The following is a 23,738-nucleotide window of genomic DNA, read 5'->3' on the forward strand; positions in this document are numbered from 1 at the left end:
GTTTTGCAACATTCCTTCATTTAATTGTTGATTTCACTTCACCACAAGTAAGCATGGCCTCTCCGAAATACGGATTGCGAATCTCCTCTTCGGTGCTTAGCCAGTTAGCTCCTTTGTTATTATCCGCCATAGGGCAGAACTGCACATAGAGTGTTTTCTCCAATGGGTTGAAAGCTTTGGTCAAATCAATCATCCCTTCAGACACCTGTTGGAATGCTTTACGCACAGCCTCAATATCTTTCAAATGCTGTACGTGTTGCAAGGCATTTTTCAAATCACTGCTATGGTCCATCCACGCATTATGTGATGCTCCGGTAAAAATTGACATATTCACTGCATCCAGTTTTGCTTTCAACTCATTAGCCGCACTCTGAGCCTCAGCTAAATTATCAGCCACTAGTGCATCCTTGAAATTCAGGTATTCCTCATAAAGAGGCTTTAATGCATCTTTAGCTTTTTGGTTGATTGAAACAGATTTTACTTCCGCTTTTTTCCCAGGTGTGGAGGTTGAAGAAGAAGCCGACATCTCCATACCCCCATGATTATGGCCTGTCATGGCCGGGCCACCTTCAGGGTTCATCATGCTCGGTTTCCCTGCCAGTTGAGCCGCTGCGTCTATACTGAAGGTACCATTCACGGCTATTTCCTCACCTTCCTCCAGGCCACTCTCCACAATAAAGCTGTCACCTAAACCCGGCCCAAGCGTTACATCACGCATCATGAAACTTACTCCACTGCCGGAGGTATTTTTCACATAGACTACAGAGCGTTTACCCGTCCACATTACGGCTGTTTTCGGAACGATAACATTGTTGGACTTTTTCGGCAATGTAGCTTCTACCGTACCGGATGCAAACATTTCAGGTTTTAGCTGATTGTCTTTATTGGGCACTTCTACCCGGGCTTTGGCTACCCGGGTTTTTGGATTAATTACCGGATCTAAAAAGCTTATCTTGCTTTCAAACGTTTGGCCCGGGAGTGATTGAACTGTAAACCGCACCTGGTCTCCCTTATTTATCCAGGGCATATCCGACTCATACACATCAAACAGCACCCATACGCGTGATAAATTTGCAATCTCATAAATAGGTTCCCCTCGCTTGATGTAGTCACCCACATTAACATTTTTGCTCAACACATAGCCTGAAATGTCTGCCGTAATTGGAAATTCATCGGAAGGGGTACCACTTTCTAATATTTTATCTATCTGACTGTCTGAAAGCTTCCAGTTTTTGAGTTTTGCCCGGGCTGATTTAAATAATTGTGGTTGTGTATCTTTGATTTTTTGCGCTTCAAACAATTCCTCCTGAGCAGTAACTAAATCAGGCGAATAGATATAGGCAATTACCTGTCCCCTGCGCACATATTCACCGGTGAAGTTAACATTCAGTCGTTCAATTCTACCTGGAATGTGACTGGATTGAGAGGAAACAAGCCGCTCATCTTCCTGTACCTTCCCGTTTAATCTAACTGTTTTCACTGGATCCATGGTACCCACAGTGGCAGTTCTAATATCAGCTAGTTGCATGGCGGTAGGCGACATACTTACTGCCATCGGGTCAAGTACTTCATCCTGATCATCCTCCAAAGGAATGAGGTCCATGCCACAAATAGGACAGTCTCCGGGTTCACTCTGACGGATCTGTGGGTGCATAGAGCAGGTCCATACGGTCTCTCCGGCTATTTCTGTCGTGTGCTGGTGCTCATCATCCATTTTACTCTCAGATGATGAACCACCAAAAATCAACCAACCCAGCAATAACCCTATTGCCAGTGTTGACAGTGCTATGATTATTATTTTTTTATTCGTATTCATCTTAATATGTTTTTGCAGTTAAGTAATTGAGTCTGGCCAGGGCAATTTGATACTGTGTTTCGGCCGTTGCCTTCATCTTTTCATATTTTAGTAACTGTTGCTGCATACGCAGCACTTCTTCAAACTCCTTTCCCGAATTGCCATATGCAGTAAAAAGCAGGTTAAGTGCTTGATTGGATTCCTGAATTTGCTGATCGTAAAGCGAGAGTAATTCCAGTTGCTGTTGGATCTCAAACCAGGCCATTTCATACCCTGAAGTTAGGGTATTCGCATAATCCTCTTTTTGTAGCGTATAGCTTTCCTGCATGAGTTTTGCCTCTTTGACAGCCGCTTTATATTTGCTTCGGAAAATAGGAATGCTGACTGATACCATCGGCATCAAGGCATTTTTACCATTGTCCTGTGGAGCTGCCATATCTGAAGCCAGATCCGTACGTTCTCCGACCATTACATAATCCAGTCCTACCCCAAACTTTGGAAGCCCTTGCTTATAGGCTACCTCCTCACTTGCCTCACTGGAGGCTATTTTTAAGTCCAATTCTTCCAACATAGGGTTGTTCGTAAGCAAAGAGTCCTTTCTAAAATTATCTGGCAAGGCTTGAGCAACGAGAGAGTCCTCTACAATTACCAATGCGTCTTCCTCTCTGTTGAGCAGTTTATTAAACCGGGTCAGCAGAGGCGCTTCCTTATCGTTCAGAATGGAAAGGTTGGTTGTGGCATCTTTCAACATAATATCAACACGCAAGAAGTCAACCATAGTACCGGCTCCATTTTCAAACTTCTTATTGGCAATGGTTTTATAAGACTCCAGTATTTCAATATTCTCCCGCTCAATCTCTTTCCATTGATTGAGCTCATAAAGCGGATAGTATGCTGCTGCGACCTGATAATACAAGCGGTTCCTGGCATCCAGAAAAGACTGGTATTTAGCTTCAGCCATCAAAGCCGCAGCATCACCCTGTGCTTTCAAGGTACCAAACCAGGGAAACATCTGTGTTAAAGAAAACCTGGCCCGTTGCGGTCCCACCCTCGTTTCCACCGGTGAAATGAAATAGCCAAAAGAGAAATTAGGATCCGGCAAAGTATTTACCTGTTCCACTTTCTGAATAGCTGCTTCAAATTCCTTGTATTTCGCCTGTAGACCAGGATTGTTCTCAGCCGCTATTTTAAAATAGTCGTCAAGGGTCTGGGCAAAGCCTATTCCACCCCCAAGAAATATAATAATTATGATATTGATAAATACTTTCATGATAGTGTCTTTTTGAATCTTCTTTCTTCTCTCATGCTGTAGAGGACTGGAACAATAAAAATGCTCACCAATGCAAATGCCATCCCTCCAAATGATGGTATGGCCATTGGTATCATAATATCTGCACCACGTCCGGTGGATGTAAGTACAGGCAGCAAGGCAATCATGGTGGTAGAAACAGTCATCAGGGCCGGCCTGATTCTTCGGAGTCCGGCTTCCACAACGGCTTCCCTTACTTTCTTCAAATTATCAGGACGGTTTCTTTCAAAACTCTGATCCAGATAAGTGGCAATAAGTACTCCGTCATCCGTAGCGATGCCAAATAGTGCAATAAATCCAACCCAAACCGCCACACTTAAATTGATGGTATGCATCTGAAAAAGGTCTCGCATATTAGTACCGAATATGGAAAAGTTGACAAACCAGTCCTGGCCGTACAACCAAAGCATGATAAATCCACCGCTGAAGGCCATGGCTATACCGGTAAATACCATTAGGGATGTAGAAACTGATTTAAACTGGAAATAGAGTATCAGAAAGACAATCCCTAGTACCAATGGAACGATAATAGAAAGCCTCTTTTCAGCCCTTACCTGGTTTTCATAACTGCCGGAAAACTTGTAGCTGATCCCGGCAGGTACAATTAAGTCCCCTTCATCTATCTTGGACTGAATAGCCGCTTGTGCATCATTGACTACCCCAACTTCAGAGTATCCATCCCTTTTATCAAACAGTACATAGCCTACCAAAAAGGTTTCCTCACTTTTGATTGCTTGTGGCCCTCTCACATACTCAAAGTCTACTACTTGGCTGATCGGTATTTGTGCACCTGTAGGTGTAGGCAGTAGTATTTTACCCAATGACTCAGGGTCGTCCCGAAGCTCACGCGGGTAGCGAACCCTTACTGGAAAGCGCTCACGGCCTTCAACTGTAGAAGTTATTTTCATACCTCCAATGGCCGTTTCAATAGTTTGTTGAACGTCTTCTACATTCAATCCATAGCGCGAAATTTCATCACGGTTAATATTCAAATGAAGGTAGGGTTTACCTACAATCCGGTCGGCAAATACGGCTTCTGCTTTTACAGAAGGAACATTCTTAAGTACTTCCTCCAGTTGCAACCCGAAATCCTCAATGGTTTTCAGGTCAGGGCCATACACTTTGATACCCATGGGGGCTCGCATACCTGTTTGGAGCATCACCAACCTGGTTTCAATTGGCTGTAGCTTCGGAGCTGAAGTAACCCCTGGTATTTTGGTTACCTTCACGATTTCATTCCAAATATCATCAGGGGATTCTATTTGAGGCCGCCAATTGCGAAAATAATCTCCATTATCATCCGGTATAAGTTCCTCTACAGTAATTCCCCGGTTAATAGCCTCTTCATTAGAAAGACTATCACCGCTACTGAGTATAAACCGATCTTCTTTATCAACTTTAAACCTTACCCGGTGCCCTTTTTCATTGAGCATGTACTCCGGTTTGTAGTTGATGATATTTTCATACATAGAAATAGGTGCCGGATCCAAAGCAGATTCCACTCTCCCTAATTTTCCCACGGTGAGGTCTACTTCCGGAATATTGGTCAGCAACATATCCAATTGGCCTACTACCTTGCGGTTGTATTCAATACCGGAATGAGGCATAGACGTTGGCATAAGCAGGAAACTTCCTTCGTCCAAAGAAGGCATAAATTCCTTTCCTACACCTGGGAAGGTATGGGTCAAGCCAGACCATAATGAAGTCGTCCTAATATCCCAGCCGAGGTTATCAAACACTTTAGGTATAAATCCAAAGACAGTATTAAAACCCAACCAAACATTAGCGCCAAGCAAAATCAGGAAAGTAGGTATTAGTAAAAACTTGATTTTATTGTCCAGACACCATTTTAATATAGATTTGTAGTAATATTCTAAAAGCGTAAACGAACCCAGAATAAGTCCTACCAACAGTGCTACAAAGATTACATTAAGCAGCAAACTTTTGCCAGCACCCAAGGGAAGCCAGTATTTGGCCAGCAGCCAGGTGATCCCCAATACTACAATGATGAGATCAGCCCTTTGAATAAGTTTTACATACCATTTGCCTGAGTCTTTATGATCATTTGGGTACCGTTTTTTCAGTATTCCAACAAGGCCGTAAAGTGCCAACGTAACACCCGCCCAATAGTAGCCGGGAATCAATGCTAATAGTCCAACTACCATCAATGCGATATTTACCCACCTTGAAACTGTTTTATTTTTGATCCTTGCTCCAAAGAACCAATGCGCAAGTGTTGGTAAAATGATCAATGAGACAATTAATGCGGCTATCAAAGCGAAGGTTTTGGTAAAGGCCAGCGGCCCAAATAACTTACCTTCTGCTGCCTGCATGGTAAACACCGGGATAAAACTCACAATAGTAGTTGAAACTGCCGTAAGAATAGCGGTGGCTACTTCCGCAGAACCATTATATATAGTCTCTATAAGTTTTTGGCCGGGAGGAGCCTCATCCATATGTTTGATGATGTTTTCGGAAAGTATAATTCCCAAATCTACCATGGTACCAATAGCGATAGCGATACCAGACAAGGCTACAATGTTGGCATCTACTCCAAAATACCGCATAGCAATAAAGACCATGAGCACTGCAATGGGCAGAATACTTGAAATAAGAAATGAAGCCCGCAGATTGTATACCATTACGATAACCACAAGAATGGAGATCAGGATTTCTAATGAAAGGGCTTCTTCCAAAGTTCCCAATGTTTCATAGATGAGTTCAGAGCGGTCGTAGAATGGCACGATGGTCAGCTGGCTCACCGTGCCGTCTGCCAATGTTTTTTTCGGCAGGCCGGGAGCAATTTCTTTAATCTTATCCTTCACGTTATTAATGACCTTTAAGGGATTCGCACCATAGCGGGCCACCACTACGCCTCCTACCACTTCGGCACCGTCCTTATCTAAAAGCCCCCTGCGGGTAGCGGGACCTAAGGTAGCTACCCCTACATCCTTGATCCTGATGGGTACGTTGTCCTGTACCGCTACCACGGCTTTTTCCAGGTCCTCTACCTTTTTTACATAACCTAGCCCACGCACTAAATATTCCGCCTGATTGATCTCAATGGTTTTTGCACCCACATCTTTATTAGACCTCTGCACTGCCTGCATCACTCTATGCAGGGGTATATCGTAGGCTTTTAGGGCATCTGGGTTGACATCTATCTGGTATTCCTGTACAAAGCCACCTATGGACGCCACTTCCGAAACTCCCTCAGTCGCATTCAGGCCATATTTGACATAGAAGTCCTGTACGGTGCGGATTTCATGTAAATCCCATCCACCGGTAGGATTTCCTTCTTTATCACGGCCCTCAAGCGTGTACCAATACACCTGGCCCAAGGCTGTTGCATCGGGGCCTAGTGCCGGTTGTACTCCCTCAGGCAACAGTCCGGATGGAAGAGCATTGAGCTTTTCAAGGATACGAGAGCGAGACCAGTAAAACTCCACATCTTCACTGAAAATGATGAATATACTGGAGAAGCCAAATATGGAAGAACTCCTTATAGATTTTACACCCGGAATACCCAATAAATAAGTAGTCAACGGATAAGAAATCTGATCTTCTATATCCTGTGGAGATCGCCCTTGCCATTGGGTAAATACAATTTGCTGATTCTCCCCAATATCTGGTATGGCATCCACGGGGACGGGGTCGGAAGGCAATGCGCCTATCTGCCAGCCGAAAGGGGCGGTAACAATGCCCCAGGCAATAAAGCCAATTAATATGAGAACGGTAACCAACTTGTTCTCAAGAAAATATCTTATAATTTTATTAAGCATTTTATTTACATTCAATTTTAAATTGATTTAAAAGGCATAGAAATAATGCCTCAGGGCTTTAGCGTGCTATACCCTTGATCACGATTAATTGAATGAAATGCTTAAATAAGGAAGGACTGAACGAGTACAGGTATATCGCGTTCAATCAGAGGAGGGGAATAGTTTTTATATTCTGTTTTGTCTGCTTCAAAAGAATATGTTATGCCGATAAAGGTTGCGAAAAAAGCAGCTACAAATTCTAGGCTCATCGAACTACCAATAACCTGAGCTTGAAATTCATCTTCTACCTTAAGAGATTGATACTCATTTTCACAGCAGGGTTTTTTCTTGAATTGATTTTCTTTTGACGATTCAGTTTCACAACCGCTTTCCATATCGGACATACCACAATGTAATTCTGTATGGCCAACTACTATTTGCATTTCCACTGCCATTCCTCCACAATAGTGTATTACCATTGCAAAGCCTGAATTGCCAGCCAGAAAAATTAAAAGTAGCGATATGGAAATTATTCTTTTCAAGAAATTATCTTTCTCAGTAATTTTGATATACGCAAAGTAAACCTAAATGATTCCTGTTACCGTTCAATATCTTGTTTTAAATGTATGAAATTTCTCTTCCTTTCCAGGTAGCAAAGGTAACCTCACCTTGTTTTAAGCATTTTAAGCAATTAATCAAGTATTACATTTTTTCAATTTCAAGTGAAAATCCACAGATACTTCATCTCTCACTTTTATCGTTCCAAATAGCTTTTGAGGAGGTTGCAGACCAAAATCTGAAAAAAGAAAAGTCCGGCTGCCTTCCAAATGCTTATGATTCTCACCTTCTTCTTTTACTATGCATGAAACTGTGTAGACATTAGACTTTCCTGCCAGGGTGATTTCTACTTTGCCGAATAGTCCGTTTTCGTGGGAGGAACTCTTCTTCAACTCAATAAACCTAATACTTATCTCCGGAAACTTATTAGCCTTGAGGGTCTTGGCAAAGTCCCGGGTCATCATAGAGTTATGGCAATCAAAGCCAGTTGCCTTCATAAAAATCTCACCACTAAATGAAGGGTTTTCAGCACCTTGAGGATAGTTTTCCATCATGGTATCCTCTCCTTCATAATTCACTGAAAGGCAGTGAAACTGATTGATATTAGTTGTTCCTGATATCTCCACCCAACTCTTACCTATAACCAGCCATTGTGTTTCTTTGCATGTCTCGGCACTACAGGAAAGAATTGGGTTGAAATTTATGACTACCACGAGTAAGCAAAACGCCATTGTTTATTACTTTTTCTTGCTGTTGTCTGATTGCTGACCGTTATTATTCCTAAACTTTTCGTTGTACCAAAGGCCCAGTGCATCGGCTTCCTCACCTGACAGCAACTTCAAGGCTTTTTCATACTCCTTCCTCAAAAGCTCTTTATCAAAGCTTACTTTTTCAAGAATATTTTTACAATATTGAAGCTTGTCCATTTCTAATTTAACTCAGAAAAGTGCCGGATAAACGTTCCGGCACAATAATACTTCTGTTTAAAAACTAATTACCGCCTCTATATTAATTCCATCAAATTCGCCTCCATTGTATTTGGTGCCCGTCCAGCCTTCACCTTCATACTTTTGAGATACATATTCCAGCTTGGCCATTACATTTTTAGTCATGTACCAACCACCACCAATATTCACCCGATTAATTTCTTGTGTTAAAGCATTTTCAACCATCTCTCCTGAAACAGTATTATACCTTCCACCTAGATAAAATTGTTCAGTATTGCCAAAACGATAGAGAAGTTCCCCTGCTAACTGTGTAAAAGCCCCTCCACCTTGATCGTCACTGTTTGAGGCTACTTCGTAAATCCCGAAAAACTCCAGTCCTTTATATTTTATGAATGGGTTGATTTGAATAGCTGTTAGTTCTCTGAATCTTGGGTTGAACCGTCCTTCAAAGGGGCCTCCATCACCGTCCAGCGTTTGCATGACATTGTAATACCGCGATCCTGCCCGATCTCCACCGTAAATCCAGGAGCCTGTCGTAGTACCTTTATTGATATACCAGGAACCTGTTAAACGTAATCTGAAGTCATCACTTAGTTGATTGTCATAACCGAGTTTTCCATAGAAAGATGCCTTGTTGTCAGAATTATCGTTGACCACTACGCTCTGATTAAGTTTCCCATTCGTAATTCCAATTACTCCTAAAAAGCCATTTTTCATTATAGTAAGCTCACCGAAAGCCTCGGTAGAAAAAGCATCCATAATATAATTGCCCACAAATGGGTTAAAAATAGCCCTTGCATTATCGCTTCTTCTGAAGTGGGCATCTCCATAATTAAACTCATCTAAGCCAATAGTTATACGGGCTACATCCATAAAGCCTTGCATAAAGCCTTGTTTTATAAAGTCCAATTTGTCAATTTGAAGATAACCACCTTTCACCCATGCTTCCCTGTGATTTTGGGATGAAAGATAAGTCCTCAGGTGCATTCTCAACCCATCATACAGCTGAACATCAATGTTGAGGTTAGCTGTGGGAAGATTGAAGTTTGTTCCTAATTCTACCAAACTGTCTAGCGAATTGGTTTGATTGATGCTTTGAAACTGCATTGCAAAATCCCCTCCGATACGTACTTTCACTCCATCAAACTCCACGGTGTCTTGCTTGGATGGTTCAAATACATTAAGACCGGCTTTGTCATTAGGCCGAAAATACTGCAGGGCAGGTTGCTGTGCATACACTATACTTGATGTCAGAAGTATTAGTGATAGTATGGTAATTCTATACCCATTGTTTCTTGTTTTCATAATTATAAGCGTTTTAGTTTATTAACTTAAAAGTTGTTTCAAAAGAAATTTGTAGTTTGTCCCCCGTTTTAATTGTGCCTAATAAGGCTTTGGGAGGCTCTATATTAAATTGTGTAAAGGTGATAGGGAATGATCCGGAAAACTGTACAGTATTCCCGGTAATTACATAATCCACTTGAAGGGAAACCAAGCTTGTAGTGCCGGTAATAGTCAAATTGCCCTTTGCCTGTAACGACTGATCGGTAATCGTCTCAATTTCTATCAGCTCAAATTGTATTTCGGGGTATTTTTTTGCAACAAGTGCTTCATAGGCATTGTCATCCATGCTGCCTTTTCCACTCTTTAATGATTTAGTAGGCAAGGTGACTACAAGTGAATTGATGCGAGTGATTTTTTGGTTTTCAATGGTTATTTGCCCCTCTCCAGTGGCATCATCCGATACCATATCCCAATCGTGAAGAGTAGAGGTGCCTGATACTTTAAATTCTTGATTAATGGTGAGTGTATAGGCATTTTGGGCAACTGTTTCTCCACCAACTATTAATAATATGGCCAATAACAACGCCCACTTTAGTTGACTTTTTGGTTTTACCTGACTCTGTATATACATATAGCCTCTCTTTTTGAAATATTGAATCCAAAAGTATTGAGTGAGGCTGGGGTGATCTGTACAGTATTATGGCTTTTATGTATGAATTCTTGTTTTGAGAGCACTTTGTTGAATGAAATGTCTATTGAAGCTATTTCGGACGAATTAGCCAAATAAAAAACGGTAGGCGTGAAAGAGGATGAGCAGGTAAAATAAATTTACATACTGACTGATTATATCTAAGGAGTTTTATTCCGAAACTATTATTTTGGGAAAAAAATTGGGTGTGTTTTTATCAGAATAGATTGGAACTATAGTTCAACACAAACATGGAAAATACAACCAAAGCAGTAATCCACAAAAACACCTGACTCAGCATACTTTTATTTTTTGTCTTTTTACAATTCTCACAACTTTGATTGTTCTTTTTACTACCATACGCCTGGTAAAATGAAAAACCTAATGATAAAAAGGCCAGCGCGTATAAATAGGGCCGCATAGGATGTAGCCATGAAAACCACGTAACCGTACCCGAAAAACCGGCAATACCAACAATAATAGCCGGCCCCCAGCAACAAAAGAAGGGGGCTATTGCAGAGGTCAGACTTAGACCTAATAAAGCATTTTTCTTCATGGGTCTTTTAAAATTATAAGACTTCAGTTATCCTAATATTCCATGTATTACTTAACCCATCATCCTCTTCATCCTTTACCCGCCCTATCAGCTGAACTTTACCGGGCTTAAGTTTTGTAAGTATGTCATCAGGAGTATCTAAGCTGACTTTGAATGTTTCTCCGTTTACGCTTACACTCCATTTATTTCCATCGTTCACCAATTCTCCATTTAAAGTAACTTCTGCACTTCTGGCCGAAAACCCGTTATTCTTTACTTCTTTTTGGATTTTTTGTAAGGATAAATCATTATCTGCAGCTAGCTTAAGATATGCTTTCCCATCGTTGAGGCTTACTTTGACACTTTGCAAGCCATCCATTTTTTTGAGTCCGCGCTCCAGGCCATAAGCACAAGGTGCGCAATCCATTCCAAATACTTCCTGATCTACTTTGACCAACTGAGCCATTGCAGTAGAGAAGCTGAAAATGCTTAACACTACTATTATTCCTAACTTTTTCATATTTCTGTTTATTTAATGTTACAACCAATAACTTATATTCATTGAGAGTCTGTATCGCTCTTGAGAGCCTTGCACGACATCCTGATAGACTGGAAATAATGCCCCGAAGGATATTCCCCAGGCTCCATAAAGACCAAGAAACGAAGGTCCAATCATTACTTTTTTTCCTCTTTGATCAACAGGGGAAATTTGGCCTTCATTCATGCTTGCACCCGGAAACTCTGCTAGCGATTCAAGAAACACCCTCCAGTCGGGTTTTGGATAATCCCCCATGAAGATATTAGGCCGGTAACCTACTACGAGGCTGGCATAAGGAAGGTCACCTAATTGGTCGTTGTCTTTTTCAAAATAATACTGATAGCCGCCACCTACCCAGACGTACCAGGTTCGGGAAGCATACCCGGTAGAGATCGCTCCATGAATGGAGTTGCTTACGTTGATGCCTCCTCTTGTTTCTTCGGTAGGCGTTGAAACACTTAATATTGCAGTAGATTCAAATCTTTTCCCCACGCCAAATGCATTGGAAAAGAAACGATACCAGACCGAAGCTTCAATATCGCCATTAGCGGGCATATTGCTGTTTCCTCTCGTCCTTGGAGGATCTGAAAGCCGGTTGATCATTGTAGGTGTAGTGATGTTTAACTGTAGGTCTTCTGTAACACCATAAGACCAGATATATCGCAGCATAAAAGACTGATCATCTTCTGTAGCCAGGCTCATGGCAACCGCATTAAAATCAACTCCTCCCTCGGCTAAAGTAGGGGTTTGTAGTCCGAAGAGCGGGCCGTGTCCCTGAGCGTAGGTTTTTGAAAGTGCCATCATGGCAACTATTACAATTAATACTGTTTGTTTCATCTTTACTTTTTAAATCCCTAAAAATTGTTGAAGCGGAAGCAGCAAATAAGCAGAGAATAAGCCAAGCACATAAAGCCCAAAGGATACCCATAAAATAATTTTACTCCACCGGGCGGCAGTATCACAAGGTGTTTCATTACCGAATTCGTCTATTTCACATGCCTGATTGCTCTTGCGACCGTAAAACAGCCAAAAGTTGAACCCGATCAAAATACTGGCTACCAGAAATGTCCACTCCTTATACTTGCTCAACCATATCAGTGCAGGGAAGTCCGAAACTAATCCAGCCACTACCGCTCCCATCCCAACAGCTACGAGCAATGAGGGCAGTGCACAGCAGAGCAGCGTTGAGACAGAAGTAAACAGGGACGCTATGCTGACGAAATCCTGCTTCAGAGATTTTAAGACTCTCATTTTATGCCGCCATTTTAGCACAACTTTCCGCACAGGCTTCACATTTTTCTGCACACTGCTTGCACACCTCACTGTCAAATTTGCCGCACTCTTCTGCACAAGCTTTACACAAATCAGCACAAATGGCGCATACTCTGTTGGCATAATCGGACTGAGATGCCAGCATTTGGACACAGGCGGTACAAAGGGCAATGCAATCCAGACAAAGCTGATGGCATTTTTTCATATCGGGTTCACCCATATGCTGGTCCAGACAGATTCGCGTAGCGGTTATGCATTCGTTACAATTGTCAATACATTGCTGTAAGTCATTATTTAAAGGTTTCATTGTAATTGTGGTTTAAATGAATTCCCTCGCCAGCACGGTGGCAAGGGAAAAATATATTTTGTGAGCCGTGCCTTACTTCTTTTTTTATCCTTGTCCTATCCCTGCTTTGATCAGTTCTTCTTTGGTGACTCCCTGGTTTTTACAGCAGGATAAAAGCGATCCGTTTACAGCTATGGCTGGTATCTTTTTAATCCCGTAAGATTCCAGCTTGCTCAGACAAGTTTTGTCTTTACATTGCTTTACCAGATCATAGACTGTTATTTCACATTGATCACAGGCTAAGTCTTTTACCATGCTGACCACCGGATCACAAACCGGGCAATTAGCCGTAAATATTTCTACTTGACGTTTCATATTTTCCTCCTTTTGAATTGTTCTGTAAAATGATTTGAGATTCTTTCCGGATAAGAACAATTCAAAGGTAAGCTGAGGGAGGGGGTGGTCGCCAAGAGGCGATGACTACAAAATTTGATTTATTTTTCTTGAGATAAGAAAAGTGATGATGAAAAATGGAGATTTTACCGGATCATACTAAGCGGAAATCCGACACTTGCAATACAGAGCAACGGCTTATGAGCCGCTTTTTTCATTTGCATTGCCTATTCGTTCCTTTAGCTCTGCTATTTCCTTCATTTTTTGAGTAAGGCTATCCAACTCCAGGTGGGGAAACTGCTGGCGGATAAATTCTATACGATCTTCATTACCGCAATTTCCTGGGCAGGCTTCAACGGTTTCTGAAATCTTAATGGCAAGAGCTTTCCGGTAAGCTTCATCCAATAATAAATAATGGGCTTTGTCCAACCCTTTTTGTGCTGCTTTGAACTGTAGTAAAATTTTTTCCGGATCCTTTCCTTCATCCAGCATTTTTATCAAGCCATCCACCTGGCCTTTGATGCTCTGCAAGCGTGTCTTTATATCTTTTGTTAGGTCCTTGGGTATCATAATCCTTCAGATTTTATTAAAGGTACGTTTCCGTCCGGGGTGGTGAACAAAAAGTGTGTATGTTTTTTAATTTCAATTAAACCATAGACCCGATATCCGACCCCATAGAGGGATAGGAATAGACCATGTTCCTTATATCGGCAACTTTTAGTTTAGCCCGAATAGCCATCGCAAAAAGGTTGATCATTTCTTCCGCATGAGGGCCGATGATATGAGTGCCTAAAATGTGGCCATCTTTATCCGAAATCACTTTGTAGGCATAAGTGGATTTATTAATCCGTTTGGCATTATACCAGTTGGAGGCAGAAGCACTTTTCACCTGATGTTCTTTCCCTGACCCTTTCGCTTGCTCTTCAGTCATACCCACAGCAGCCAGTGTAGGTAAGGTGAATACTGCACTTGGCATTTCGGAGTAATCTGGTTTTTTGCTATTGCCCCGAATGATATTGGCCGCCACAGCATGACCTTCCATTACGGCTACAGGCGTGAGGTTTAGCCCATTGCTATCAGCTGCATCACCTGCTGCATAAACTGCAGGATTACTCTCACTTTGGAGGTATTCATTTACCTTGATTCCTTTTTTATTGGAAGCTATATTGGCTTTTTCCAGATTCATATCATCCAATTCTGGTACTCTTCCAGCAGCATTTACTACAAGATTGGTCTTATATGTCTCTGTGCTATTCGGAGATTTGGTGATGACTTTGAATTGATCGTCATCTTCTTTAATGCCTACTACTTCAGTTTCAAGATGTAAATCAATCTCCAATGCTCTGGTTGCATCAACGAGGTGCTTGACGATATCCTCATCAAAATTTTCCAACGGACGTTTGCCCTGGTGGAATATAGTAACCTTACTACCAGCCCTGGCGGCAATGTGGGCAAACTCCATCGCAATATAACCACCTCCGATAAAAGTGATATGTTTAGGTAACTTCTCCAGGTTTAGAAAATCGGTACTATCTATGGGTAAATCACCCCCGGGTATGTCCAGGACTACCGGTCTTGCGCCTGTGGCAATCACGATTTTATCACCTTCCAGCAAATCATTCCCAATGCGAACAGTGTTTTCTGACTCAAAGCTGGCTGCTCCATGGTACATCGCCACACCAGCTTTCTCATATCCTTTCTCAACGCTTTTGGGCATTTTGGAAACAAAGTCATTTTTGTAAGTCATTAAGTCTTGCCAATTGATGAAAACACCTCCTGAGATACCCAGGCCACTCATTTTATTTGCACGATCTATGATTTCAGCCGCTCCAACCAGAATTTTCTTAGGATCACAACCACGTAGGGCACAAGTACCACCATAAGGTCGTGAGTCGGTAATGGCTGTTTTTAATCCTTTCTTAGCGCATTTATTGGCGATGGTCATTCCGGCCATACCGGATCCGATGACGATTACATTATATTTTTTCATGAGCAGCAGCTATTTTTTCCACCTTCCTGAATCGGAGGACATGCCACAGTTCCATAAGAGCAATACACACAGCAATCACCATCTTTGGGCTTGATTACTTCTTTGCAATTTTCACATTCGTAGAAGTACTGGCATGCGTCCGTAGGCATGGTTTCTTCTTTCTGATGCCCACAGTTTGGGCAGGTGATGGTGGATTGTAATACGATTTCTTTTTCCATTTCAATATTAAATAAGGTCTATTTGTAACTTTCTGAAACTGCAAAAAGTGAACTGCTGAATTGTCTCAAAGGGAGTTTTATGATTAACCGTTATGCATTTTAATTTCTCAAAAAATCTCTGAAGGAGAGCTGTCATTGTTGATTCTGAGTATTGTTTGATTTTAATCCCACTGCACTTCTGTGGGCCTTCTTCTGAAAAGGTGCCCAGCACAAGTATTCCGTCTGGCTTTATACTTCTTTGGGCATTTTCTAAATAGCTCTCAATTTCTTGTTCTTCCGTTAGAAAATGGAAGGCTGCACGATCATGCCAGAAGTCGTATTGTTCTGTTGCTACAAAAGTTGCAGCATCTGCCACTATCCATTTCACTTTATTGGCAAGATCACCAAGTCTCTGCCTTGTTCGTTTAAGTGCTGATTCAGAAATATCAAGAACTGTAATGTTCTTATAACCCAAATCAATCAGATGATCTACCAGTAAACTGTCCCCACCCCCAACATCTATGATTTTAGCATCTTTAGGTATATTAAACTGCTTTAAGAAACTCAAAGAGGTTTTAGGGGTTGGTTGATACCAGCTTACTTCTTCCAATTGTTTTGATTGATAAATGTCCTCCCAATGTTTTTGCCTGTCAAAACTTCCCATTATTCCTTAATTTTGTTTTCTACTACTTTGTATCCGGTCTTATTGATCGTTTCTATGATTTTGTCTTTTTCTACTTTATCCGGATCATATTTGACAATGGCATTACCCTTCTCGTAGGATGTTTTCACCTCTTTAACTCCAGCAAGTTCACCGACTGCATGGGTCACGTGAGACTCACATCCTGAGCAGGTCATCCCTTTGCCGGGTAATTCTATGGTTTGAAAAATATCAGATTGTGCGCGCCAATCGCTTACTTTTGAATCTGACACAGTGTATCCAGTGCCATTGATCGCTTCCGTAATTTTGTCTAAACCGACTATTGACGCATCGTATTTTACCTGAGCGCTCGCGTCTTTATAGGAAACAGATACTACTTGTACACCATTTAAAGAGGATACCGCGTGCTTTACATGCTCCTCACAGCCTGTGCAGGTCATTCCTTTGATTTTGAAATCGGCTAACTTGATTTGTGTCTGATCATTATCGCCAATAACACCAATACTGTCATTTTTTGGATAGAATATATGCGAGTAGGTAGGAAAAGCGAGCATCAGGGCCGCAAACACTGTAACTATTCCCAGGAACTTCTTTGATTGCCAGAATGAAGATTCTTCGTCTGTTTCACAAGCACAGTCAATTTCTTCTTGTCCCGAAAGCTTTTTGGATGGCTTGAGCTTTTGATACCAGGCGAAAGCTAATACACCAATTGTCAGCACAATTAAGTACGGCCTGAATGGCTCCATCCATGAAAAAGTAGCTGCGATACCACCAATTCCCGCCAACAGCGAAATTACCGGGGTGATACAACACAGCGAAGCTACTATAGCAGCCAGCAATCCGGCACCCGCGCTTTTTGTTGACATAGTAGACTGTTTAGAATGTTGGTTACTTGTATTCATGACACAGTAGATTTTTGTTCTGTTATTGCAAGGCTGTCTAAAATTGGATTGATTACCTTCAGGTTCTCTTTGTGAAGTGAATAGAATACGGTTTGTCCTACTTTTTCGCTCACTACAAGTCCTCCCTCACGCAGTTTTTTCAAATGCTGCGAAATGGCTGGTACGGTCATACTCAAAATGTCACTTAGGTCACAAGGACACAGTTGGGATTCCTTATTAAGCAGATAAAGGATTTTGAGCCGGACTTCATTGCCTGACAGACTCAAAGCTCTGGCGATGCTGGCAATGGTTGGCTCCACCCGGTCTATTTCGGTTTTACATTGCTGGATTTGTGCTACATCAGCGAATACCCGGATACATGATTTAGTCATACTTCTATTATTTAAGCAGTTACTTAAATAACGAAGGTAAGAAATAAAAGTTTAAGCAAATGCTTAAATATTAAAAATTTGCCGCTAATGCACTTTCATATGACCATTTAGAGCTTTCTGTGAGTGAAAGCCCTTCCCACATTCATTGCATTGAAATTCTTGTTTACTTTGGCCGTTTACATTAGTGTTTACAGGTCTGTAAACCGGCTTCTTGCGGTTTGAAGTGGCTTTTTTGCTTTCATTAACCTTATCTACAAACAACTCAGCATAACTATAGCCAGTGAAAGCCAGTACACCAGCTAAAAATACTTTGGTAAATCCTATAATAAGTGCAGGCTGCAGAAAGGAGAATGGATTATAGTATAGCAAGTTCATGATGAAAACAAAGATGGCGTAAAGCGCAGGCTTTCGTTTGATCACATGGATAGTGAACACCAGGATAGTCAGGTCAAAGCTAATGGCATAAAAGAGTGCATAAATGTTTTTCCACAGGTCGTTACCCTGAAATGGCGATGCATTGTAAAATAACTGATGGGAGTGCATGATCATGGGGATAGTACCGGCAATAACCACGATAAAAACGAATTTACGTGAATAAAGAAACGCTTCAAATCTCTCAAAAGCCCCTCTTTTTCTAATTTCTTCCATTGTCTTCAAGTTTTACACACCACATCAAGAGTCGGTCCAGTCATACATATTTGGCTAAACTCTTGCACCTCTTTTGAACCGTGCCAGCTCATTGCCATTAACTTTATTTTCATAGATAATGGCGGTTTCCCATTGTCCTTTAAATGTCTCCATCAGCATTTTCTCCAGTCTGCGCATGCCCAAGGCCTTATTAGCTTTTGCCCTTTGGTGCGTTTTGTCCAGCGAATAGAAGGTACGAACATTGCCATCGTAGAACCAGACAATGCATTTGGAAAGGGCTTCCCGCTGCAGGCGTTCACTAAGCATGGTGTTTACGTTTGAGGTCTTGCAAGTGTAAACAACGGTGTAAACATTGCTGATAGGCTTGATTCAATGATTCATCCCGGTATTTGGCCAGCCTTTTCTGCTGGATGCGGAAGAGTTGTAAACGTGTCTTTTCCCGGAAGCGGCCTTTGTCCTGTTCATGTTGCTGCCATTCGGTTTTGACCTGCTGTAGCAAGAGCTGGTTGCGGATTTCCAGCTTGAGTGTTTCCTGCTTTACGTACCACAGCCAGGTCTTTTTGAAGCCGTTTCGCTCATTGTTGGGGTGGAAGTAGATGTGCGGCTTGGGTATCCAGTGTCCGGGACTTCTGGCTAGCCAGCGGGCAACCATGTTGATCCTGCTATAAGCCGTCTCCTGGTAGTTGAGGCATTCTTTTTCGGTAGCCTGCCATTGTAGTTTTCCATAGACTGATTCCCAAATCAGGTTGAGAATTTCTTTTTCTTCGGGATCAGACAACACCAAATCCGGATAGAGCACTTTTCGGGCATAAGCCCAGAACTGACGTATCAGGGTAAGTAAGAAAATGCGCCCCGCCCCCAGCTTTTGTTCCTGTTTTTCAGCTTTACAAGGCTTTTCAGGAGCTTTTTCTTGCCGGTTTGAGGCAGGGTTAGCATTTTCCTCCGTGTTCTTGTCTTGTTCATGTCGTGTTCCTGTGGCGTTGGCCGAATGCGTAGGCTGTGGGTTAGGTTCGGACAAGCCATGACTGTGACCAGCGGGAACGCCATATTCATGCTGGCCTGTTTCAGAAGTTACTGACTTATCAACATAGCTATTATTATTTTCTTGTTCATGTTGTTCATGAACTAAAGGGTGAAAATTTTTCGCTTTTTCGTAAAAAAGAGAGGCTACTTCTCCGATTTTCATCACGTTATCCCCACAGGTAGTTGATAACTTTGCCATTCCTAAAACTTCAGGGTTAAGCCAGATCTCCACCCCTCCCTGGCCGCAGTGGTTTTCTTTAATAATGAACCTAGCATTTACCAGGCGCTCCCGATGATTGATGATCGTGCGCTTGGTGCAGCCTTTGCATTTGGCCAGGCTTTCGTTATAAGTGTTAAAACCAGGGAGGCTTTTAGTATCCAGTTGGTCAAGCTGTGCTGCTTTATTGAGTTGTTTGAGGTAAAGCCGGACAATCAGTTCTGCAGTAGCCCGGTGGTTGGCATTGAGTTTTTGGGTGAGTTGGCTTTGCCTGCTGTTGTGCCTGTCAATGAAAGACTTGGTGCTCTGAAACACCCTGCCATAATCAAAATGAAGTTTATGATTAGTGGTCTTTTTCATTTCTTATAGATTGAAGGTTTTGCAGTGATTTGACGATGGCTCGTGAGAAATCAATCTTCTCGGAGATTTCCTTATCAAAATGATGGATATGCTTTTGACCAAATTCCCTGAGCAGGAAGTTGTAAACAAGTTTACAGCGGTCATGCTCTTTCTGCATAAAATAAATCTGTTCTTGTAATGAATCCATGTTTACGTTGTTTACATTTTTGTTTACAATCAGTAGCTGGGTACATTGCGCTCCAGGTATTCCAGGATACTCTTTTTAGAGTAGCGAATGATGCGACCGTGCTTGGTGAATTTGATCGCTTCAATATCGCGCAGCTCCTGCAGCTTGGTTTTGCTGCGGATACCCAACAGTTTTTTAGCTTCATCGGTAGAAAGCCAGTCATTGGCCGGGTCAGCATTGGCCAGGGCTTCTTCTTTGGCTTCCTTTAGTGCCTGCTTAAACATGCCCATCAGTTCACGGTGCATGCGGTGGTAGGCTTCCTTTTCAAAGACAATTATTTCCATCACTTAGCAGTTAAATGTTGTTCAAGTACCGAGAATACCTCTCGGCTTGGCAGATAGTGATGGCTACTAAATATCAACTTGTCATTTTGCGACAGGCTTATTTCTTTTAAAGCTCGTCTGAGGTTCTCTGCATTTACCCAGCGGGCAGATAGCATTACCGAATGTTGATGTTGATTTGTTACAGCCATCTTTGATCTGTTTATGGCTGTAAAGAGAGGAGTTATTTTAATGCGAAAACAGTCCTTCACCGGTCCCAGTTACCCCTGAGACCAGAAACAACTCGCTGTATTTCAAATGGTTAAGAGGTTGATTTTTTAAAAACTTTTTTATTGATACTTCAAAGGAACCCCCGTATATTCGGTTTTAACTGTGAAAACCACATTTAGAATGACACAAAAGTTACCCCCAGGGGACCCTGAAATTTTGCATAAACCGGTAGATCAGCTCCCAATCATAGAGGAACTATCCGCTTTTATGTACCGTATGGAGTTTAAAAACCTGAACGAGATGCTGGAATTCAGCGCACCGGATCTATTAAAAACCCAGGGTTTCGGATACAGGTGCCTGGCAAGCCTGCTCAATTTACTTGACGAACATGGCTGTATTGATTTGTTGAGGGAAAGGGATGATCTTTAAACGATTTTACCTGCGTTTTCAATATGGGCCAGCATCCTTTTCATCATGCGGCCAACTGCACGCTTTGTGCCGGTATCTACTTTGTAGTATTTTCCTTTCAAGCTACCAAATGAGATGTTTTCTTGCTGATCGGTACGGTAGTGTCGAGTGATAAATTGCAATAATTCCTGACGGGTACCATCTACCAATCCTGTTTCAAAAAACGCTCTTACAAATAAGGAAAGCTGTGCTACCGACATTCTAAGCTGTTTTTTATCATTTAAGATATCAATTAAGCCATCATTATAGCTGTATTTGGCTTTCTTTTTCAGGTAGCTGATTTCTTCTTGTAGCCAAATGGCCATTTGTTCCCTGAGGGGTAGTAGTTGATCATTGTAACAGAGCCTGGTCTTCAATGGTAGTTGGTTACCCAATTTCTGATAGTAATAAAGTTTCTCCAGTTTTTCTCTCGTACTTTCCATCATCTTTATTTCCTGATTGATTTGTCTGGTAAGATAATTGAAGAATTTTAGCGAGTTATAATTCATGCGCCAAAGTATCATGAGTACACCTTTATAATCCAAGGGTTTTTCTTCTATCACTGCTTCATAAAATGCTTGCAAATAGGCCAGATCATATTGTTGATACTGGTATATTATAGTGACAGGTTCCAACTTGCCTAACCGGTGAAAAGGGGTAATGACAAGTTCATGCAGCAAATAATCTAAATTTGACCACTCCAGGTGGTTGAGCACTTGACTTAGCTTATTAGCATGAAGAGCAGCGATCAGTAACCTGCTTTTATAAGGTACAGGAAACGCAAAGTCTAAGTACTTTCCGAAAGATTTCTCAAGAAAGAAAAGTACTTCATCTAGGCTTTGGTAAACCAATTTATAAATGTCTGTGGTGGTATATTTACCGGATAACTGAAACAGCGAACTATGCTCCTCAGGCGAGATAAGATCGTAAAGCAATGTTTGAATGTATCCGTTCACAAGTATCTGATATTTGCGCACGAAGGATTTAATTTGACTATCCTTCTGTTCCAGTAAGCTTCCTGTTAGCTTTTCTTTAATGACAGCTACAGTCTCATCACAAAAGACTTGGTAATAGTAGAATCTTGCTTGTTCTCCCGTTAGGTTTTCATACTTATCAGATACCAGCAATTCCAGGCTGGCATACTGATCATTTTCAGCTAAATACCATTGCTTAATGGCCTCTTCGGAAAGGTTCAATTGCTGGCAGAGATAGTCCAAAGCCGAATGATTTCCTTTTTGGGGATTTTCATTTTGGGATACGTAGTAAATCTCACTGAAACACAACTCCCTGAGTTCTTTTATGGAGTAGGTCTGGTTCTTCTTTAATAAACTGATGGTTAAATACCTGTCATAATCCGGAAATCTGTCCTTCAAAAAATCCAGGTAATGCTGGTGCGACATTAAATTGCTGACGGGTGAAAGGTCGCCATCAAGCATTCGGTAGAATGCGTTAAGATTTTCCATAATGATGCTGGTTTGGGTGTTGTTATCAAGTCAAAACTTTTATCGTTTTTTGGACAAATAATTTAATTGTTTTGACATTATTCCGTTTTATACGGTATTTGTGACCCAGCATTTTTTGATATATGTCAAAAAAATATCATTAAATCCGAATTTCAGAACGTACTCTACTTAAAGTTTCTCCTGAAATACCTAAATAAGAAGAAACAAGATTTAGTGGTATTCTCTGGATTATTCTTGGCTCGCTTTGAAGCAGCATTATGTATCGTTGTTTAGCAGTAAGATTTTGGAGGGCAGTAACTCTGTCGAGCATGCGTCTGCTAAAATCTTCCATTACGAGCCTGCCCAGCCGCTCCCATTGTTTGTGTTTGTCATACATCCTCATCAAGTCTTGATGCTTCAGACTAAGCACTGTGCATTCCTCAATAGCCTGTATATATTCTTCGCAAGGGGTTTGAGTGGTAAAACTACGTAATGAGGTAGTAAAAGTATTCTCGAAAGAGAACCAATGAGTGATAGCCCGGTTGTTCTTTTTATGGAAGAACCTGCAACAGCCTTTGATCAAGAAATGTACTTCTTTAGTAATTTCTCCTTCTACAGCAAGAAAACTACTTCTGGGATACTGTTTCGTATAAAATTTTGAATCAATTTCGTCTGCAGCTTCTCCTTCTAACTTCAAAAAACCATCAAGATACGCCCGCAATTGATCCTTCATAATTTTAAATCATAGATACCCCTTTGTGAAGGTATATCATATAGTTTAAAAAAATTATGCAGGCCTAACCAAAACCAAACGTCTGTGAGATTATTGTAAATTAGTGTTCGGCAATTTAACGTAAAAAGTTGTTCCAACTGAAGAATTTTCCAATTCAATCTTTCCACCTAACTCATCCACCAAATTTTTAATCAGATAAAGGCCTAGCCCATATCCGTGATTATTTTGACTAAGCCTGAATCCCTCATGAAATATTTTTTGCTGCAATGGCTCTGGTATTCCTATTCCATTATCAGCAACTGTTATAACTATTCCCTCCACAACATCATCAAATTGTACATTTACAAATCCCATATTTCCACTACGATACTTTACACTGTTATCAATTAGGTTTTGTAAGACAGAATACAACCTATTGTAATGAGAAAAGAATGGAATTTCTGTATTATCACTAATTTCAATACTCATTTCATCGGGAGGTCGGATTTGATCAATAATGGATTGAGTCATTTTTGATAAATTAATTTGATCGGTAGAGTGATTTGGGTCATAGTATTCTCTGATTATTTTTTCAACTCTTTGTGATAAATCACGAGTCATTTTCAAAAGGATTAGCCCATATTCTGTTCTTTTATTTAGATCGGGCTCTTTGGCTGTAATTTCT

At 41.3% G+C, this 23,738-nt stretch carries 29 protein-coding genes; 1 reads left to right on the forward strand and 28 read right to left on the reverse strand.

Going from position 1 to position 23,738, the window contains the following annotated elements:
- Positions 1-16 precede the first annotated feature (16 nt).
- The 25 genes from E1163_RS16515 to E1163_RS16630 form a co-directional block, all read right to left on the reverse strand.
- Positions 17-1,816 carry an efflux RND transporter periplasmic adaptor subunit gene (locus E1163_RS16515; protein WP_155173563.1) on the reverse strand — a complete coding sequence of 600 codons (1,800 nt, stop codon included), beginning with the start codon at positions 1,814-1,816 and terminating at the stop codon, positions 17-19.
- Position 1,817: 1 nt separating this feature from the next.
- A complete protein-coding gene (locus E1163_RS16520) occupies positions 1,818-3,065 on the reverse strand; it encodes a TolC family protein (RefSeq protein WP_155173564.1) in 1,248 nt (415 codons plus the stop codon).
- Entirely contained in the window at positions 3,062-6,886 is a 3,825-nt protein-coding gene (locus E1163_RS16525) for an efflux RND transporter permease subunit (protein ID WP_155173565.1), read from the reverse strand. The genes E1163_RS16520 and E1163_RS16525 overlap by 4 nt, the downstream gene beginning before the upstream one ends.
- 101 nt (positions 6,887-6,987) lie before the next feature.
- Complete coding sequence (locus E1163_RS16530) at positions 6,988-7,407, reverse strand: HYC_CC_PP family protein (protein WP_155173566.1); 420 nt, start codon at positions 7,405-7,407, stop codon at positions 6,988-6,990.
- Between the two features lie 153 nt (positions 7,408-7,560).
- Positions 7,561-8,154 (reverse strand): YceI family protein, encoded by a 594-nt coding sequence (locus E1163_RS16535; protein WP_155173567.1) that lies wholly within the window; start codon positions 8,152-8,154, stop codon positions 7,561-7,563.
- Between the two features lie 6 nt (positions 8,155-8,160).
- Positions 8,161-8,349 (reverse strand): hypothetical protein, encoded by a 189-nt coding sequence (locus tag E1163_RS16540; RefSeq protein ID WP_155173568.1) that lies wholly within the window; start codon positions 8,347-8,349, stop codon positions 8,161-8,163.
- 57 nt (positions 8,350-8,406) lie between these two features.
- A complete protein-coding gene (locus tag E1163_RS16545; RefSeq protein WP_155173569.1) occupies positions 8,407-9,675 on the reverse strand; it encodes a hypothetical protein in 1,269 nt (422 codons plus the stop codon).
- A gap of 13 nt (positions 9,676-9,688) precedes the next feature.
- Positions 9,689-10,285 carry a YceI family protein gene (locus tag E1163_RS16550; protein WP_155173570.1) on the reverse strand — a complete coding sequence of 199 codons (597 nt, stop codon included), beginning with the start codon at positions 10,283-10,285 and terminating at the stop codon, positions 9,689-9,691.
- Between the two features lie 274 nt (positions 10,286-10,559).
- On the reverse strand, positions 10,560-10,898 hold the full coding sequence (locus E1163_RS16555; RefSeq protein WP_155173571.1) for a mercuric transporter MerT family protein: 339 nt from the start codon (positions 10,896-10,898) through the stop codon (positions 10,560-10,562).
- A gap of 13 nt (positions 10,899-10,911) precedes the next feature.
- Positions 10,912-11,397 (reverse strand): heavy-metal-associated domain-containing protein, encoded by a 486-nt coding sequence (locus tag E1163_RS16560; RefSeq protein WP_155173572.1) that lies wholly within the window; start codon positions 11,395-11,397, stop codon positions 10,912-10,914.
- Positions 11,398-11,415: 18 nt separating this feature from the next.
- Positions 11,416-12,252 (reverse strand): hypothetical protein, encoded by an 837-nt coding sequence (locus tag E1163_RS16565; protein ID WP_185156117.1) that lies wholly within the window; start codon positions 12,250-12,252, stop codon positions 11,416-11,418.
- Positions 12,253-12,261: 9 nt separating this feature from the next.
- A complete protein-coding gene (locus tag E1163_RS16570) occupies positions 12,262-12,666 on the reverse strand; it encodes a hypothetical protein (protein ID WP_155173573.1) in 405 nt (134 codons plus the stop codon).
- A gap of 1 nt (position 12,667) precedes the next feature.
- The gene (locus E1163_RS31755) at positions 12,668-12,994 is read right to left on the reverse strand and encodes a four-helix bundle copper-binding protein (RefSeq protein WP_484494436.1); all 327 of its coding nucleotides are present in this window, start codon (positions 12,992-12,994) and stop codon (positions 12,668-12,670) included.
- An 84-nt stretch (positions 12,995-13,078) separates the two neighbouring features.
- A complete protein-coding gene (locus E1163_RS16575) occupies positions 13,079-13,348 on the reverse strand; it encodes a thioredoxin family protein (protein ID WP_155173574.1) in 270 nt (89 codons plus the stop codon).
- 216 nt (positions 13,349-13,564) lie between these two features.
- A complete protein-coding gene (locus E1163_RS16580) occupies positions 13,565-13,936 on the reverse strand; it encodes a metal-sensitive transcriptional regulator (protein ID WP_155173575.1) in 372 nt (123 codons plus the stop codon).
- Positions 13,937-14,012: 76 nt separating this feature from the next.
- A complete protein-coding gene (locus E1163_RS16585; RefSeq protein ID WP_155173576.1) occupies positions 14,013-15,356 on the reverse strand; it encodes a dihydrolipoyl dehydrogenase family protein in 1,344 nt (447 codons plus the stop codon).
- Entirely contained in the window at positions 15,353-15,574 is a 222-nt protein-coding gene (locus E1163_RS16590) for a GDCCVxC domain-containing (seleno)protein (RefSeq protein WP_155173577.1), read from the reverse strand. Before E1163_RS16590 ends, E1163_RS16585 begins: the two co-directional genes overlap by 4 nt.
- 7 nt (positions 15,575-15,581) lie before the next feature.
- Positions 15,582-16,217, reverse strand: coding sequence for a class I SAM-dependent methyltransferase (locus E1163_RS16595; protein ID WP_155173578.1), 636 nt, complete (start codon positions 16,215-16,217; stop codon positions 15,582-15,584).
- On the reverse strand, positions 16,217-17,080 hold the full coding sequence (merTP, locus tag E1163_RS16600; protein ID WP_425482722.1) for a mercuric transport protein MerTP: 864 nt from the start codon (positions 17,078-17,080) through the stop codon (positions 16,217-16,219). The genes E1163_RS16595 and merTP overlap by 1 nt, the downstream gene beginning before the upstream one ends.
- A 32-nt stretch (positions 17,081-17,112) precedes the next feature.
- Positions 17,113-17,487: an ArsR/SmtB family transcription factor gene (locus E1163_RS16605; RefSeq protein WP_155173580.1), complete on the reverse strand. Its 375-nt coding sequence runs from the start codon at positions 17,485-17,487 to the stop codon at positions 17,113-17,115.
- A gap of 84 nt (positions 17,488-17,571) precedes the next feature.
- Positions 17,572-18,135, reverse strand: coding sequence for a C2H2-type zinc finger protein (locus E1163_RS16610; protein ID WP_155173581.1), 564 nt, complete (start codon positions 18,133-18,135; stop codon positions 17,572-17,574).
- A gap of 54 nt (positions 18,136-18,189) precedes the next feature.
- A complete protein-coding gene (locus E1163_RS16615; RefSeq protein WP_155173582.1) occupies positions 18,190-18,441 on the reverse strand; it encodes a hypothetical protein in 252 nt (83 codons plus the stop codon).
- A complete protein-coding gene (locus E1163_RS16620) occupies positions 18,434-19,735 on the reverse strand; it encodes a hypothetical protein (protein WP_155173583.1) in 1,302 nt (433 codons plus the stop codon). Before E1163_RS16620 ends, E1163_RS16615 begins: the two co-directional genes overlap by 8 nt.
- Positions 19,719-19,922 (reverse strand): hypothetical protein, encoded by a 204-nt coding sequence (locus E1163_RS16625; protein ID WP_155173584.1) that lies wholly within the window; start codon positions 19,920-19,922, stop codon positions 19,719-19,721. Before E1163_RS16625 ends, E1163_RS16620 begins: the two co-directional genes overlap by 17 nt.
- A gap of 29 nt (positions 19,923-19,951) precedes the next feature.
- Positions 19,952-20,245 (reverse strand): helix-turn-helix domain-containing protein, encoded by a 294-nt coding sequence (locus E1163_RS16630; RefSeq protein ID WP_155173585.1) that lies wholly within the window; start codon positions 20,243-20,245, stop codon positions 19,952-19,954.
- Positions 20,246-20,632: 387 nt separating this feature from the next.
- On the opposite strand from E1163_RS16630, the gene E1163_RS16635 reads away from it, so the two are divergent.
- Complete coding sequence (locus tag E1163_RS16635) at positions 20,633-20,881, forward strand: hypothetical protein (protein ID WP_155173586.1); 249 nt, start codon at positions 20,633-20,635, stop codon at positions 20,879-20,881.
- Here E1163_RS16635 and E1163_RS16640 read toward each other — a convergent pair.
- The 3 genes from E1163_RS16640 to E1163_RS16650 all read right to left on the reverse strand — a co-directional run.
- Entirely contained in the window at positions 20,878-22,362 is a 1,485-nt protein-coding gene (locus E1163_RS16640; protein ID WP_155173587.1) for a hypothetical protein, read from the reverse strand. The genes E1163_RS16635 and E1163_RS16640 overlap by 4 nt on opposite strands.
- 139 nt (positions 22,363-22,501) lie before the next feature.
- The gene (locus E1163_RS16645; RefSeq protein WP_155173588.1) at positions 22,502-23,074 is read right to left on the reverse strand and encodes a Crp/Fnr family transcriptional regulator; all 573 of its coding nucleotides are present in this window, start codon (positions 23,072-23,074) and stop codon (positions 22,502-22,504) included.
- A gap of 90 nt (positions 23,075-23,164) precedes the next feature.
- Positions 23,165-23,738: sensor histidine kinase (locus E1163_RS16650; RefSeq protein WP_221418015.1), on the reverse strand; the 574-nt coding region annotated here is incomplete at its 5' end.

It is taken from the genome of Fulvivirga kasyanovii (assembly GCF_009711405.1).
GTDB classification, from domain to species: domain Bacteria; phylum Bacteroidota; class Bacteroidia; order Cytophagales; family Cyclobacteriaceae; genus Fulvivirga; species Fulvivirga kasyanovii.

Excerpts from the sequence above, each read along its gene's own strand:
- E1163_RS16515 (WP_155173563.1), bottom strand. The coding sequence starts at position 1,816 with ATGAATACGAATAAAAAAATAATAATCATAGCACTGTCAACACTGGCA.
- E1163_RS16520 (WP_155173564.1), bottom strand. The coding sequence starts at position 3,065 with ATGAAAGTATTTATCAATATCATAATTATTATATTTCTTGGGGGTGGA.
- E1163_RS16525 (WP_155173565.1), bottom strand. The coding sequence starts at position 6,886 with ATGCTTAATAAAATTATAAGATATTTTCTTGAGAACAAGTTGGTTACC.
- E1163_RS16535 (WP_155173567.1), bottom strand. The coding sequence starts at position 8,154 with ATGGCGTTTTGCTTACTCGTGGTAGTCATAAATTTCAACCCAATTCTT.
- E1163_RS16540 (WP_155173568.1), bottom strand. The coding sequence starts at position 8,349 with ATGGACAAGCTTCAATATTGTAAAAATATTCTTGAAAAAGTAAGCTTT.
- E1163_RS16545 (WP_155173569.1), bottom strand. The coding sequence starts at position 9,675 with ATGAAAACAAGAAACAATGGGTATAGAATTACCATACTATCACTAATA.
- E1163_RS16550 (WP_155173570.1), bottom strand. The coding sequence starts at position 10,285 with ATGTATATACAGAGTCAGGTAAAACCAAAAAGTCAACTAAAGTGGGCG.
- E1163_RS16555 (WP_155173571.1), bottom strand. The coding sequence starts at position 10,898 with ATGAAGAAAAATGCTTTATTAGGTCTAAGTCTGACCTCTGCAATAGCC.
- E1163_RS16560 (WP_155173572.1), bottom strand. The coding sequence starts at position 11,397 with ATGAAAAAGTTAGGAATAATAGTAGTGTTAAGCATTTTCAGCTTCTCT.
- E1163_RS16565 (WP_185156117.1), bottom strand. The coding sequence starts at position 12,252 with ATGAAACAAACAGTATTAATTGTAATAGTTGCCATGATGGCACTTTCA.
- E1163_RS16570 (WP_155173573.1), bottom strand. The coding sequence starts at position 12,666 with ATGAGAGTCTTAAAATCTCTGAAGCAGGATTTCGTCAGCATAGCGTCC.
- E1163_RS31755 (WP_484494436.1), bottom strand. The coding sequence starts at position 12,994 with ATGAAACCTTTAAATAATGACTTACAGCAATGTATTGACAATTGTAAC.
- E1163_RS16575 (WP_155173574.1), bottom strand. The coding sequence starts at position 13,348 with ATGAAACGTCAAGTAGAAATATTTACGGCTAATTGCCCGGTTTGTGAT.
- E1163_RS16580 (WP_155173575.1), bottom strand. The coding sequence starts at position 13,936 with ATGATACCCAAGGACCTAACAAAAGATATAAAGACACGCTTGCAGAGC.
- E1163_RS16585 (WP_155173576.1), bottom strand. The coding sequence starts at position 15,356 with ATGAAAAAATATAATGTAATCGTCATCGGATCCGGTATGGCCGGAATG.
- E1163_RS16590 (WP_155173577.1), bottom strand. The coding sequence starts at position 15,574 with ATGGAAAAAGAAATCGTATTACAATCCACCATCACCTGCCCAAACTGT.
- E1163_RS16595 (WP_155173578.1), bottom strand. The coding sequence starts at position 16,217 with ATGGGAAGTTTTGACAGGCAAAAACATTGGGAGGACATTTATCAATCA.
- merTP (WP_425482722.1), bottom strand. The coding sequence starts at position 17,080 with ATGTCAACAAAAAGCGCGGGTGCCGGATTGCTGGCTGCTATAGTAGCT.
- E1163_RS16605 (WP_155173580.1), bottom strand. The coding sequence starts at position 17,487 with ATGACTAAATCATGTATCCGGGTATTCGCTGATGTAGCACAAATCCAG.
- E1163_RS16610 (WP_155173581.1), bottom strand. The coding sequence starts at position 18,135 with ATGGAAGAAATTAGAAAAAGAGGGGCTTTTGAGAGATTTGAAGCGTTT.
- E1163_RS16615 (WP_155173582.1), bottom strand. The coding sequence starts at position 18,441 with ATGCTTAGTGAACGCCTGCAGCGGGAAGCCCTTTCCAAATGCATTGTC.
- E1163_RS16620 (WP_155173583.1), bottom strand. The coding sequence starts at position 19,735 with ATGAAAAAGACCACTAATCATAAACTTCATTTTGATTATGGCAGGGTG.
- E1163_RS16625 (WP_155173584.1), bottom strand. The coding sequence starts at position 19,922 with ATGGATTCATTACAAGAACAGATTTATTTTATGCAGAAAGAGCATGAC.
- E1163_RS16630 (WP_155173585.1), bottom strand. The coding sequence starts at position 20,245 with ATGGAAATAATTGTCTTTGAAAAGGAAGCCTACCACCGCATGCACCGT.
- E1163_RS16635 (WP_155173586.1), top strand. The coding sequence starts at position 20,633 with ATGACACAAAAGTTACCCCCAGGGGACCCTGAAATTTTGCATAAACCG.
- E1163_RS16640 (WP_155173587.1), bottom strand. The coding sequence starts at position 22,362 with ATGGAAAATCTTAACGCATTCTACCGAATGCTTGATGGCGACCTTTCA.
- E1163_RS16645 (WP_155173588.1), bottom strand. The coding sequence starts at position 23,074 with ATGAAGGATCAATTGCGGGCGTATCTTGATGGTTTTTTGAAGTTAGAA.